10 protein-coding genes are annotated in these 12,705 nt (G+C 71.2%); 7 read left to right on the top strand and 3 right to left on the bottom strand.

The window, feature by feature from the left end; translation table 11 throughout:
• Positions 1-31: 31 nt before the first annotated feature.
• Entirely contained in the window at positions 32-994 is a 963-nt protein-coding gene (locus J2Z33_RS07830) for a DUF2125 domain-containing protein (protein ID WP_209839618.1), read from the bottom strand.
• A gap of 55 nt (positions 995-1,049) precedes the next feature.
• Between J2Z33_RS07830 and J2Z33_RS07825 the strand changes: the two genes are divergently transcribed.
• From J2Z33_RS07825 to J2Z33_RS07810, 4 genes are all read left to right on the top strand, one after another.
• Complete coding sequence (locus tag J2Z33_RS07825; RefSeq protein WP_209839616.1) at positions 1,050-1,589, top strand: gamma-glutamylcyclotransferase; 540 nt, start codon at positions 1,050-1,052, stop codon at positions 1,587-1,589.
• Positions 1,590-1,704: 115 nt separating this feature from the next.
• Positions 1,705-2,880 carry a biopolymer transporter ExbB gene (locus J2Z33_RS07820; protein WP_209839614.1) on the top strand — a complete coding sequence of 392 codons (1,176 nt, stop codon included), beginning with the start codon at positions 1,705-1,707 and terminating at the stop codon, positions 2,878-2,880.
• A gap of 3 nt (positions 2,881-2,883) precedes the next feature.
• Entirely contained in the window at positions 2,884-4,758 is a 1,875-nt protein-coding gene (locus tag J2Z33_RS07815) for a peptidoglycan -binding protein (RefSeq protein WP_209839612.1), read from the top strand.
• Between the two features lie 188 nt (positions 4,759-4,946).
• Entirely contained in the window at positions 4,947-5,561 is a 615-nt protein-coding gene (locus tag J2Z33_RS07810) for a hypothetical protein (RefSeq protein WP_209839610.1), read from the top strand.
• Positions 5,562-6,273: 712 nt separating this feature from the next.
• Here the strand turns inward: J2Z33_RS07810 and clpA are convergent.
• Positions 6,274-8,604, bottom strand: a complete 2,331-nt coding sequence (gene clpA / locus J2Z33_RS07805; RefSeq protein ID WP_209839608.1) for an ATP-dependent Clp protease ATP-binding subunit ClpA — start codon at positions 8,602-8,604, stop codon at positions 6,274-6,276.
• Positions 8,605-8,811: 207 nt separating this feature from the next.
• Complete coding sequence (gene gloB / locus J2Z33_RS07800) at positions 8,812-9,588, bottom strand: hydroxyacylglutathione hydrolase (protein WP_209839594.1); 777 nt, start codon at positions 9,586-9,588, stop codon at positions 8,812-8,814.
• Between the two features lie 76 nt (positions 9,589-9,664).
• Between gloB and J2Z33_RS07795 the strand changes: the two genes are divergently transcribed.
• The 3 genes from J2Z33_RS07795 (at position 9,665) to atpA (ending at position 12,696) form a co-directional block, all read left to right on the top strand.
• A complete protein-coding gene (locus J2Z33_RS07795) occupies positions 9,665-10,417 on the top strand; it encodes a class I SAM-dependent methyltransferase (protein WP_209839592.1) in 753 nt (250 codons plus the stop codon).
• Positions 10,418-10,597: 180 nt separating this feature from the next.
• Complete coding sequence (locus J2Z33_RS07790) at positions 10,598-11,158, top strand: F0F1 ATP synthase subunit delta (protein WP_209839591.1); 561 nt, start codon at positions 10,598-10,600, stop codon at positions 11,156-11,158.
• Complete coding sequence (gene atpA, locus J2Z33_RS07785) at positions 11,158-12,696, top strand: F0F1 ATP synthase subunit alpha (protein ID WP_209839858.1); 1,539 nt, start codon at positions 11,158-11,160, stop codon at positions 12,694-12,696. The genes J2Z33_RS07790 and atpA overlap by 1 nt, the downstream gene beginning before the upstream one ends.
• Positions 12,697-12,705: the final 9 nt, after the last annotated feature.

The following is a 12,705-nucleotide window of genomic DNA, read 5'->3' as shown; positions in this document are numbered from 1 at the left end:
CGATCGTCCGGCCGCCCGGGGCCGCCCTCCGTCACCGAACGCGCGGCGCGTCGAACAGCGTCACGCCCAGCGCCCGCACCTGCCCCTCCGCCAGCGTGACCGGCAGTTCCAGGTTCGCGCCCCCCCGCGACGCCTGCTCCAGCCCCCGCTCCACCAGCGACCCGCGCGCGAACGGCAGCAGCCCCGCCGCCTCCAGCCGATCGAGCAGCCCACGCCAGTTCTCCACCGTCAGCGTGATCCGCCCGGCCAGGAACCCCTGCGCGTCCGGCGCCAGCTCCCCCGTGCCGCCCAGCGCCACGTCGCCCTGCGCGATCCGCAGGCTCCGCACCGTCAGCGCCGTCGCCCGGGGCGGCACGGCCAGCCGCCGGTCGATGGGGGCGTCCAGCACCACCTGCCCGTCGAACCGCAGCTGATCGAGGCCGAGCGACCCGAACCGCTCCGGCAGACCGGCCGGAACGATCCCGGTCCCCTCAAGGAACAGGTCGTAGCTGTTGGCCCCCGGCCCCGCCATCCGCACCGCCCCCAAGAGCCGGTCGAGCGACAGGCTCCACCCCCCGTCCGACACGACGGCCAGCGGCCCGCTCTCCACGGCGGCGTGATCGAGGGGCAGGGCCGTGGACCACCCCACCGTGGCGCTGGCCCGCAACCCGTCCGCCGTCACGCCAAGGTCCTGCCCGGCGACCGTCACCGTCTGCTCCGGCGGCCCGACGACGATCACCTGATTCGGCCGGTAGCTCAGCGCGAAGACCTGCACGAAGGGCGCGGCCCAGCGCACCACCCCGTCGGGCGAGGTCGCCCGCAGCTCCGTCACCGTGGTGTCGAACCGCGACGGGAACCCCGTGGTCGAGAGGTCGGCATACTCCACCTCCCACCCCCGCGCCTCCATCCCGGCCAGCGCCGCGCGGGCGCCCGCCTCCACCTGCGAGGAGCCCACGAACCAGTAGCCGGCGTAAAGCGCCGCCAGCCCCGCCACCACGAAAAAGAGAACGCGCATGAGGTGATCCTTTCCCCAGCGATCTATAATCCACCGCCGGGGAGGGACCAGCCACGTGACGCAACCATCCGATCTTTGGGTCTTCGCCTATGGCTCGCTGCTCTGGAGCCCCGGCTTCGAGCCGGCCGAGCGCGCCCGCGCCCGGCTCGACGGCTGGCGGCGGAGCTTCTGCATGTGGTCCATCCACTACCGGGGCACCGAGGAGGCTCCGGGCCTCGTCCTCGCCCTCGACGAGGACGCGGGCGCGTCCTGCGACGGCGTGGCGCTCCGCGCCGACCCCCGGCACCGCGACGAGGTGCTGGACGGCCTGCGATCGCGCGAGCTGGTCTCGAACGCCTACCAGGAACGCCGCCTCCCCCTGCGCCTGGAGGACGGCCGCACGATCGAGGCCATCGCCTACGTCATCCGCCGCGAGCATCGGCAATACGCCTGCGTCGATCTCGACACCCAGGCGCGCACCATCGCGGCGGCGCGCGGCGAACGGGGTCCGAACATCGACTACCTGTCGAACACCGCCGCCGGCCTGTCCGACTGGGGCATCCACGACCCGCAGATCGAGGCGCTGCTCGACCGGACCCGGAGCCTCACCGCCTGATCCCACAAGGACGCCCCGTGCGGCCCTTCACCACAAGCCTGCGCGGGGCTTGGGTTTCCTACTCGCCTCCTCTAGCGTGCCGCAGGGGATCGGCATGAGGACAGCGGACAAGGGCATGGAACGACGGGACACCGACGCGGCGCGGCACTTCTCCCAGCCGGTGCGCCAGATCAGCCTCATGCTGATCGTCCTCGCCCTCGTGCTGTCCGGCGCCTATCTCGGCGCCCGCGCGCTGGAGCAGGTGTTCAACACCAACGTCTACCTCAACACCGCCATCGCCGTCGTCTTCGCGCTGGGCGTCTTCAGTTGCTTCCGGCAGGTGTTCCTGCTGATGCGCTCGGTCTCGTGGATCGAGGACTTCACCGCCCATCCCGGTCAGCCCCTGCGCGCGCCGCCCTCGCTCCTCGCGCCGCTTGCCAACCTGCTGCGGACGCGGGGCGCTCGGATGCAGCTCACCTCCACCTCCACCCGCTCCATCCTCGATTCGGTCGCGACCCGCGTGGACGAGGATCAGGAGATCACCCGCTACCTGTCCTCCACCCTGATCTTCCTCGGCCTCCTTGGCACCTTCTACGGCCTCGCCACCACCGTCCCCGCGCTGGTGGACACGATCCGCGGCCTCACCCCGCAGGAGGGCGAGACCGGCGCCGACATCTTCGGCCGCCTTCAAACGGGCCTCGAATCCCAGCTCGGCGGCATGGGCACCGCCTTCTCCTCCTCGCTCCTCGGCCTCGCCGGCTCCCTGATCGTCGGCCTCCTCGAACTCTTCGCCGGCCACGGCCAGGGCCGCTTCTACCGCGAGCTGGAGGAATGGCTGTCCTCCATCACCCGCGTCGGCCTCTCGGGCGAGGACGGCGGCACCGCCGACTCCTCCATCCTCGGTCAGGTCGTGGACACCATGGCCGAGCAGATGGAATCGCTCCAGCGCCTGTTCACCCAGTCCGACCTCGCCCGCGCCCAGACCGACCGGCGTCTCGGCGACCTCGCCGTGGCCCTGGGCCAGCTCGCCCAACGGCTGGAGGAGCGCGACACCGCCCCCGCCCTCCAGCGCCTCGTCGAAGGTCAGGACCGGATGGTCGCCGCGCTCGACCGCCTGAACCACCAGATGTCCGAGGGCGGCGCCGACGCCGAGAGCCGGATGCGCCTGCGCTCCATCGACGTGCAGCTCCTCCGCATCCTCGAGGAGATCTCTGCCGGCCGGCAGGAAACTCTGGCGGAACTCAGGACCGACCTCGCCAACCTCGCCCGCACCCTGCGCGCGCCCGCGCGCGTCCGGGACGAGACGAGGTAGCCCATGCTGCGCGCCCGGCGACGGAGCCAACCCAACACCTGGCCCGGCTTCGTGGACGCGATGACGGGGCTCCTGCTCGTCCTGATGTTCGTGCTGACCATCTTCACCGTGGTCCAGTTCACCCTGCGCGACCAGATCACCGGCCAGCAGACCCGCCTCGACGACCTCGCCGCGCAGGTGGCCTCCCTCACCGACGCCCTCGGCCTGTCGCAATCGCGCGAGGCGTCGCTGAGCCGCGACCTCTCCGCCGTCACCCAGCAGGGCAGGGAGCAGGCCGACCTCATCAACCGCCTGACACGGGAACGCGACTCCCGCGCCGCCGACCTCGCCCAGGCCCAGACCCGCATCACCGACGTCGAGGCCCGCGTCGCCGCCCTCCTGCTGGAGCGCGACGAGGCCCAGGGCCGCGCCGCCACCCTCGACCAGGCCCTCGCCTCCGCCCGCACCGAGATCGACGCCGCGACCGAAGCTGCCCGCCTCGCCGCCGCCCGCCGCGAGGCGCTGGAGCAGCTCGTCCGCTCCCTCAACACCGCCGCCGCTACCGGGGCCGAGACCCTCGCCGACACCCGCGACCAGCTTTCCGAATCCGAGCGTCAGCGCCTCGCCGAGGCCGCCGCCGCCCAGGCCCTCCGCGACCGCCTCGCGGACTCCGAGGCCGAGCTGACCGCCATGACCCTCTCCCTGGAGGAGGAGCGGCAAAAGGCCGAGGAAACCCTGACCCTCCTCGCCGCCGCCCAGTCCGCCCGCGACGACCTCGACCTGCAACTCGCCGCCGCCCTCCTCGCCCGCCAGCAGGCCGAGGAGCGCGCCACCGCCGCCGAGGCCCAGGGCGCGACCCTCGACGCCCGCCTCGCGGAGGCGCTGGCCGCGCAGGAGGCCGCCCGGCAGGCCCTCGACGCGGCCCGAACCGCCGACGCCGACCGGGACGACCTGTCCCGCCGCCTCGCCGAAGCCGTCCTGAGCCAGGAACGGGCCGAAGCCACCGCGCAGGAGGCCCAGGCGACCGAGGCCGACCTCCGCGCCCGCCTCGCCGCCGCGCTGGACCGCGCCACCGCCGCCGAGAGCCAGGGCCAGGACGCCCTCACCGAATCCGAGCGGCAGGCCGCCCTCCTCGCCACCGCGCAGGCCCAACTGCGCGAGCAGGAGGCGCTGTCCACCGAAGGCCAGCGCCAGGTCGCCGCCCTCAACGAGCAGGTGGCCGAGCTGCGCTCCCAGGTTGCCACGCTCCAGACCCTCCTCGACGTCGCCGCCGAGGCCGACCGCGAGGCCCAGGTCCGCATCGAATCGCTCGGCGCCGACCTCAACACCGCGCTCGCCCGCGTCGCCGCCGAGGAGCGCCGCCGCGCCGCCCTGGAGGCCGAGGAGGCCGCCCGCGCCCGCGCCGAGGCCGCCCGCCTCGCCGCCGAGGCGCGCGACCTCGAAAGCTACCGCTCCGAGTTCTTCGGCAACATGCGCCGCCTGCTGGAGGGTCGCGAGGGCATCCAGGTCGTCGGCGACCGCTTCGTGTTCTCCTCCGAGGTGCTGTTCGAGCCCGGCCGCGCCCAGCTCTCGCCCGAGGGGCAGGCGCAGATCGCGAGCGTGGCCGACCTGCTGCGGGAGATCGCCGCCGAGATCCCGCCCGGCATCGACTGGGTGATCCAGGTGGACGGCCACACCGACGACACCCCCCTGGCCGGCACCGGCACCTTCCGCGACAACTGGGAGTTGAGCCAAGGCCGCGCCCTGTCCGTCGTCCGCCAGATGAGCGAGGCCGAGGGCATCCCCCCCGACCGCCTGTCGGCCAACGGCTTCGGCGAATATCAACCGCTCGACACCAGTGGCACGCCCGAGAGCCGGGCCCGCAACCGCCGCATCGAGATCAAGCTGACCGAGCGTTGAGAGGGGCCACTCCACTCAACCTGCGATTTCATGGGCTTGCGCGCGCCATCCTGACTGTTGCCTCCGCGGAAACCGGCTGTTGCCACCTCGCACCATGCCGCTTTGCGGCGGATATGGTAAACAATCGGTGATCGTCCCACCCTGGCGGCGGTGACGTCGCTCGCGCGCACATCCTTCGGAGAACACACATGAAGTCCATCCTGCTCGCAACGGCGCTGACGCTCGGCGCCTCGGCCGCGTCGGCCGCCACCATCGACTTCGAGAGCTTCCCCCACGCGCTCTACCTCTTCGAGGATGGCCCCGTCAGCTTCACCGACGGCTTCGCCACGATCACGGCGGTCGCGCCTCCGACGACCTCGATGGAGATCGCCCCTGATGTGGCCGGGGTCGGGACCTCCCTCTGGATCTACAACGAGTCGGAAGATTTCGACCCCACGCTCGCCTATCCGAGCGTCGCCAAGGTGAGCTTCGCGCGAGGCGTGTCGAGCCTCTCGATCGAGCTGGGTGACATCGCCTACGACCAGGACAGCATCTTCCTGGCCATCTTCGACGCGGACGACCTGCCGCTGGGCTACATCGATTTCCTGCGCGACATCGACAGCTCCGACATGGTGACGCTGGCGCTCTCCTCCGGCTCCAGGATCGCCTACGCCCTGTTCGGCACCAACGACTACGACCTGGGCGCCATCTCCGTCGACAACCTGACCTACGAGGTCGCCACCGTGCCGGTGCCCGCCGGCGGCCTGCTGCTCGCCTCCGCCTTGGGCCTCCTCGGGCTGAAGCGCCGCCGTCGCGCCGCCTGATCGGCTCTCGGGACCGCTAGGCCCCGACCCGCGAGTTCCACCAGCGCCGCCCCTCGGGGCGGCGCTGCCGTGTCCGAGGCCCGGCCCGTGCGCCCTTCGCCCCATCGGGCGCGGACGCCAGGCGCGTCCACCCCACCCGCATCGGGCCGCCAAGCCGATGCCCCCCTTCCTGGGCCCCATCCCATCCGGCCGGGTTCCCGTAAGGCGGACCTCAGCCCGCCGGGCGACCCCGGCCACAGGCGCCACCCCAGCCAACGGAGCATGGCGGGCCGAAGCCTGTCCCACCACGCCCCCGCCCGACCGCAATCGGCTCCGAGCCCAGCCCCGGCGACCGCCCGCCCGATCCGACGAACCGGATCGAACGCGATCGACCCCGCCCGATGCCCCGCGCGCGCCAGCCCTCGGCCCGCCCGAAGGTCGCGTCGGGGTCGCGTCAGGCCGACGCTACGCCGCCCATGGCAGCCCTCGGGGGGCGTTGCGCGAATCGGGTCCTGACCGTTCGTTGCTGTCGGACGGCGTTAATCCTTCGGGCGCATCCTCCTCGCGAACAGCCAAGGAGAGCCCCGTCATGCCGAATCGCGTTTCCGTCCTCGCCAGCCTCCACGGCCCCCGGGCCGCGGGTCCGGCTGCCCGGTCCGAACGCGATCGGGCGTCCCATCGCCAGGATCCCGCCGAAACGAAGACGCCGCCCCGAAGGGCGGCGTCCCGTGGATCACTCCGCCGTCAGCAGCGGCGGCTTGTTGTCGGTCAGGCGCGGCACCGACGCGGCCTCGTAGGTCAGCTCCAGCCGGTCGTCCTTGACGCCCACCCGCACGACGCCGCCCTTGGTGAGCTTGCCGAACAGCAGCTCCTCGGCCAGCGGCTTCTTCAGGTGCTCCTGGATCACGCGGCCCAGCGGGCGCGCGCCCATCCGGTCGTCGTAGCCCTTCTCGCCCAGCCAGGCCGCCGCCTCGGGCGACAGCTCGATATGGACGTGCCGGTCCATGAGCTGCGCCTCCAGTTGCAGGACGAACTTCTCGACCACCTGCATGATGACGTCCTTCGACAGCGGCGCGAAGGAGATCACCGCGTCCAGCCGGTTGCGGAACTCCGGCGTGAACATCCGCTCGATGGCGGCGGTATCCTCGCCCTCGCGCCGGTCGCGACCGAAGCCGATGGCGGCCTTGGCCATGTCGGCCGCCCCCGCGTTCGACGTCATGATGAGGATGACGTTGCGGAAGTCCACCGCCCGGCCGTTGTGGTCGGTGAGCTTCCCGTGGTCCATCACCTGCAGCAGGATGTTGTAGACGTCCGGGTGCGCCTTCTCGATCTCGTCGAGGAGAAGGACGCAATGCGGGTGCTGGTCCACCCCGTCCGTCAGCATCCCGCCCTGGTCGAAGCCGACATAGCCCGGCGGCGCGCCGATGAGCCGCGAGACCGCGTGCTTCTCCATGTATTCGCTCATGTCGAAGCGCAGCAGCTCCACCCCCAGCGTGTCCGCCAGTTGCTTCGCCACCTCGGTCTTGCCCACCCCGGTCGGCCCGGCGAACAGGTAGTTGCCGATGGGCTTCTCGGGCTCGCGCAGGCCGGCGCGGGCGAGCTTGATGGCCGAGGCCAGCGCCACGATGGCGTCGTCCTGCCCGAAGACCACGCGCTTGAGCGCCCCTTCGAGGTCCTTGAGCACCTCCGCGTCGTCCTTGGAGACGTTCTTGGGCGGGATGCGGGCGATCTTGGCCACCACGGCCTCGATCTCTTTGATCCCGATGGTCTTCTTGCGCCGCGAGTCGGGCAGGAGATGCTGCGCCGCCCCCGCCTCGTCGATCACGTCGATCGCCTTGTCGGGCAGCTTGCGGTCGTTGATGTAGCGGGCCGACAGCTCCACGGCGGTGCGGATGGCGTCGCCGGTGTACTTGATGCCGTGATGCTCCTCGAAGTAGGGCTTGAGGCCCTTGAGGATCTTCACCGAGTCCTCGACCGAGGGCTCGTTCACGTCGATCTTCTGGAAGCGCCGCGACAGCGCGCGGTCCTTCTCGAAGTGCTGGCGGAACTCCTTGTAGGTGGTGCTCCCCATGCAGCGCAGCTTGCCGCCCTGCAGCGCGGGCTTGAGCAGGTTCGACGCGTCCATCGCCCCGCCCGAGGTCGCCCCCGCGCCGATCACCGTGTGGATCTCGTCGATGAACAGCACCGCGTCGGGGTGGTTCTCCAACTCCGACACCACCGACTTCAGCCGCTCCTCGAAGTCGCCGCGATAGCGGGTGCCCGCCAGCAGCGCCCCCATGTCGAGGCTGAAGATGGTCGCGCCCGCCAGCACGTCCGGCACCTCGCCGTTGACGATCTTCCAGGCCAGGCCCTCCGCGATGGCGGTCTTGCCCACGCCGGGGTCGCCGACGAGGAGCGGGTTGTTCTTGCGCCGGCGGCACAGCACCTGGATGCAGCGCTCGACCTCCTCCTCGCGGCCGATGAGGGGGTCCACGTCGCCCTTGCGGGACTTGGCGTTGAGATCGACGCAGTACTTGGACAGGGCGCTCTCCTTGTCGTCGGAGGACTCGGACTTCTCGTGCTCCTCGTTCTTGGACGAGGAGGAGCTGGCGCCCGTCACCGGGCGGGATTCGCCGAAGGCGGGGTCCTTGGCGACGCCGTGCGCGATGAAGTTCACCGCGTCGTAGCGGGTCATGTCCTGCTCCTGCAGGAAATACGCGGCGTTCGATTCCCGTTCCGCGAAGATCGCGACGAGGACGTTGGCCCCCGTCACCTCGGTGCGGCCCGAGGACTGCACATGGATCGCCGCCCTCTGGATCACGCGCTGGAAGGCGGCGGTCGGCACCGCCTCGGACCCATCCACGTCGGTGACGAGGGTGGACAGGTCGTCGTCGATGAAGTCCTCGAGATTCTTCCGCAGCTCCTTGAGATCGACCGAGCAGGCGCGCATGACGCGCGCCGCGTCGGGCTCGTCGATGAGGGCGAGGAGCAGGTGTTCGAGGGTGGCGAGCTCGTGGCGCTTGGTGTTGGCGATGGCCAGCGCCTGGTGGATGGACTGCTCGAGAGTAGTCGAGAAAGACGGCACTTGCGTGCTCCTCTGTCGGGGGCCGGGTGGGGACGCGGGTCCCACACGACCTTGGGCCTCTTGGGATTAAAGATCGGTGTTTGCGCCCGCGCTTCAAGCGGTTTTTTTGGGCACGACGATCACGATCCCATGGGCGGGGGATGGATGCCCCACGCAAGGTTCCGAAGGGGCGGGGCGCGCGGGACGCTGCCCGTTTCCTGGGCGTCCCTAGAACCTGTCCTTCGCGGAGCGGAGGGTGGCGAAGACCTCGGCCGCCGGGCGGCCCTTCAGGTCCAGCGCCGAGATAAGGTCGGGGGCGTCCGCCCGCAAGAAGGGGTTGGTCGCGATCTCGTCCGCCAGCCGCGACGGCACCGTGGGCTCGCCCTTCGCGCGGGCCGCTTGGACGGCATCGGCGCGGGCGCGGAGCCTCGCGTTCCCCCCATCCACCGACAGCGCGAACCGCGCGTTCCCCTCGGTGTATTCGTGCCCCGAGCAGACCACCGTCCCGGGCGGCAGCGCCCGGAGCCGCTGGAGCGACTCCCACATCTGCGCCGCCGTCCCCTCGAACAGCCGCCCGCAGCCCAGCGCCATCAGCGTGTCGGCCGTGAAGGCATACCCGGACCTTGGGAAGTGGAACGACACGTGCCCGACCGTGTGGCCGGGCGTGTCGATCACCTCCACCGCCTCGCCGCAGACCTCCAGCCGCCCGCCGGGGTTCACCGCAAGGTCGAGCCGGGGCAGCCGGCCCGCGTCGGCGGCGTTCCCGATCACCCGCGCGCCCTCGCGCAGCGCCTCGACGCCCGCGATGTGGTCGTCGTGATGGTGCGTCAGCAGGATGTCCGACAGCCGCCACCCCCGCCGGTCCAGCTCGGCCCGGATCGGCGCGGCCTCGGGCGCGTCCACCAGCGCCGTGGCCCCGCTCCCCTCGTCGTGCAGCAGGAAGGCGTAGTTGTCCCGGAGGCACGGCACGGTGACGAGCGTGAGGGCAGGGGCACGGTCGGGCATGGCGGGGGCCTCGTCTCTTGCTATGGTCGCCAGAGACTGCCCCAACCCGAGGGCGCCCCGCAACGCGAACCCGTGAATGCACCTGGACGTGACCGAGCTGCGCGACTTCTACTACCGCAGCGCGCTGGGGCGCGCGGCGCAAAGGGTCGTGCGCGACGACCTCCTGGCGCTCTGGCCCGAGGCCAAGGGCCAGACCGTCGCCGGCTACGGCTTCGCGGTGCCGCTCCTGCGCCCCTACCTGGGGCAGGCGCGGCGCGTCATCGGCCTGATGCCGGGGCCGCAGGGCGTCATGCCCTGGCCCGCCGGGCAGCCCAACGTGTCGCTGCTCTGCGAGGAGACGCTCTGGCCCATCTCCACCGGCTTCGTGGACAAGCTGGTGGTCATGCACGGCCTGGAGACGAGCGAGCATCCGGCCGCGCTGCTGGAGGAATGCTGGCGCGTCCTGGGGCCGGGGGGACGCGCGGTCTTCGTGGTGCCCAACCGCGCCGGGCTCTGGTCGCGCACCGACGCCACGCCTTTCGGCTATGGGCGCCCCTACACGATGGGGCAGCTCGAACAGGTGCTCCGCCGCCACGGCTTTGCCATCGAGAGGGGGCATTCCACCCTCTACCAGCCGCCCTCGACGCGGCGGCTCTGGCGGCGGATCGGCGGCGCGATGGAGGCGGCGGGCCGGCGGATGCCGGCGCTCGCCGCGGGCGGCGTCCTGATGGTCGAGGCCTGCAAGCAGGTCGCCAGCCCCACCCGCGCCGGCCTCGCCGAGGCGGTGCGCCGGCCCGTCTCCATCCTGGACGGCCTGCCCGCCCCGGCGGGTCGCGCGGCCGCGCCCTGACCGCGCCGCTAGCGCCAACGGCCGCGAAATACCCGACCAAGGCGTTGCGACCCCGGGAAGGCTCTGCTAGACGCGCCCACGAATGAATGCCTCCGCCGGGGCCGGGCTCCGGGCGGACGCTTGGCGCGGGAATCTGCGGCGAGGGCGACCGGGGGCCAACGACAAAACGGAAGGGTGGACGTGTCCGAACCAGCTTCGATCTCGACCGGCATCGCCAACCGCTATGCCCAGGCCGTCTTCGACCTCGCGCGCGAGGACGGGGGGCTGGAGCCTCTGGAGGCCGACCTGAACGCCCTCGACGCCGCGCTGGCCGACAGCGCCGACCTGCGGACGCTGATCTCCTCGCCGATCTACACGCGCGAGGAGCAGGGCGCGGCCATCGCTGCCATCGCGGCCCGCATGGGCCTGTCGCCGGTGATGCGGAACGTGCTGGGCCTCATGGCCCAGAAGCGCCGCCTGTTCGTGCTGCCCCAGCTCGTGACCGTGCTTCTCGAACGGCTGAGCGTGGCGCGCGGCGAGGTCACGGCCGAGGTCGTCTCGGCCGAGCCGCTGACGCCCGAGCAGGAGCGCAACCTCGGCGAGACGCTGGCGGCCCAGGTGGGCCAGCGCGTCCGTCTGAAGACCAAGGTGGACGGGTCGCTGATCGGCGGGCTCGTCGTGCGGGTGGGCTCGCGCATGATCGACACCTCGATCCGCAGCAAGCTCGGCCGACTCCAGAACATGATGAAAGAGGTGGGATGATGGCGATCCAGGCGGCCGAGATTTCGGCGATCCTTCGGGACCAGATCAGGAATTTCGGGCAGGAGGCCGAGGTGGCCGAGGTGGGCACCGTGCTCTCTGTCGGCGACGGCATCGCCCGCATCCACGGCCTCGACAACATCCAGGCCGGCGAGATGGTCGAGTTCCCGGGCGGCATCATGGGGATGGCGCTGAACCTCGAAGCCGACAACGTCGGCTGCGTGATCTTCGGCTCGGACCGGGACATCAAGGAAGGCGACACCGTCAAGCGCACGCAGTCCATCGTGGACGTGCCCGCCGGTGACGCGTTGCTGGGCCGCGTGGTGGACGCGCTCGGCAACCCCATCGACGGCAAGGGCCCCATCGCCTTCACCGAACGCCGCGTCGCCGACGTCAAGGCCCCCGGCATCATCCCGCGCAAGTCGGTCCATGAACCCATGGCGACCGGCCTCAAGTCCGTGGACGCCATGATCCCGATCGGCCGTGGCCAGCGCGAGCTCATCATCGGCGACCGCCAGACCGGCAAGTCGGCCATCGCCCTCGACGCGATCATCAACCAGAAGGTCTACAACGAGGCCGCCGGCGCCGACGAATCGAAGAAGCTCTACTGCGTCTACGTCGCCGTGGGCCAGAAGCGCTCGACCGTCGCCCAACTCGTCCGCCGCCTGGAGGAGACGGGGGCCTTCGCCTACACCGTCGTCGTCGCCGCGACCGCCTCGGACCCCGCGCCGATGCAGTTCCTCGCGCCCTACGCCGCGACCGCCATGGCCGAGTTCTTCCGCGACAACGGCCGCCACGCGCTCATCATCTACGACGACCTCTCCAAACAGGCCGTGGCCTACCGCCAGATGTCGCTCCTCCTCCGCCGCCCGCCGGGGCGCGAAGCCTATCCGGGCGACGTGTTCTATCTCCACTCCCGCCTGCTGGAACGCTCGGCCAAGCTGAACGAGGATCACGGCGCGGGCTCGCTGACCGCGCTCCCCATCGTGGAAACGCAGGCCGGCGACATCTCGGCCTACATCCCGACCAACGTGATCTCGATCACCGACGGCCAGATCTTCCTTGAGTCCGAGCTGTTCTACCAGGGCATCCGCCCCGCCGTGAACACCGGCCTCTCGGTGTCGCGGGTGGGCTCCTCGGCCCAGACCAAGGCGATGAAGTCCGTCGCCGGCCCCGTGAAGCTGGAGCTCGCGCAATACCGCGAGATGGCCGCCTTCGCGCAGTTCGGCTCGGACCTCGACGCCTCGACGCAGGCCCTCCTCAACCGGGGCGCGCGCCTGACCGAGCTGATGAAGCAGCCGCAATACTCGCCGCTGACGAACGCGGAAATCGTCTGCGTCATCTACGCCGGCACCAAGGGCTACCTGGACAAGATCCCGGTGAACCAGGTCGGCCGCTGGGAGGCCGGGATGCTGAGCCACCTCCGCAACCGCCGCCGCGACGTGCTCGACATGATCACGACGCAGGACCCGAAGATCGCGGGCGACGCCGAGAAGGCGATCCGCTCCGCGCTCGACGAATACGCGCGCGACTTCGCGTAAGGGTGGGAT

It is taken from the genome of Rubellimicrobium aerolatum, from assembly GCF_017872975.1.
In the GTDB taxonomy this organism is placed as follows: domain Bacteria; phylum Pseudomonadota; class Alphaproteobacteria; order Rhodobacterales; family Rhodobacteraceae; genus Rubellimicrobium; species Rubellimicrobium aerolatum.
Note: the sequence above shows the minus strand (reverse complement) of the source record. Positions and strands in the feature narration are given on the sequence as shown.

Coding starts and splice junctions, on each gene's coding strand:
- J2Z33_RS07830 (WP_209839618.1), bottom strand. CDS start 994: ATGCGCGTTCTCTTTTTCGTGGTGGCGGGGCTGGCGGCGCTTTACGCC.
- J2Z33_RS07820 (WP_209839614.1), top strand. CDS start 1,705: ATGGAACGACGGGACACCGACGCGGCGCGGCACTTCTCCCAGCCGGTG.
- J2Z33_RS07815 (WP_209839612.1), top strand. CDS start 2,884: ATGCTGCGCGCCCGGCGACGGAGCCAACCCAACACCTGGCCCGGCTTC.
- J2Z33_RS07810 (WP_209839610.1), top strand. CDS start 4,947: ATGAAGTCCATCCTGCTCGCAACGGCGCTGACGCTCGGCGCCTCGGCC.
- gloB (WP_209839594.1), bottom strand. CDS start 9,588: ATGCCCGACCGTGCCCCTGCCCTCACGCTCGTCACCGTGCCGTGCCTC.
- J2Z33_RS07795 (WP_209839592.1), top strand. CDS start 9,665: ATGCACCTGGACGTGACCGAGCTGCGCGACTTCTACTACCGCAGCGCG.
- atpA (WP_209839858.1), top strand. CDS start 11,158: ATGGCGATCCAGGCGGCCGAGATTTCGGCGATCCTTCGGGACCAGATC.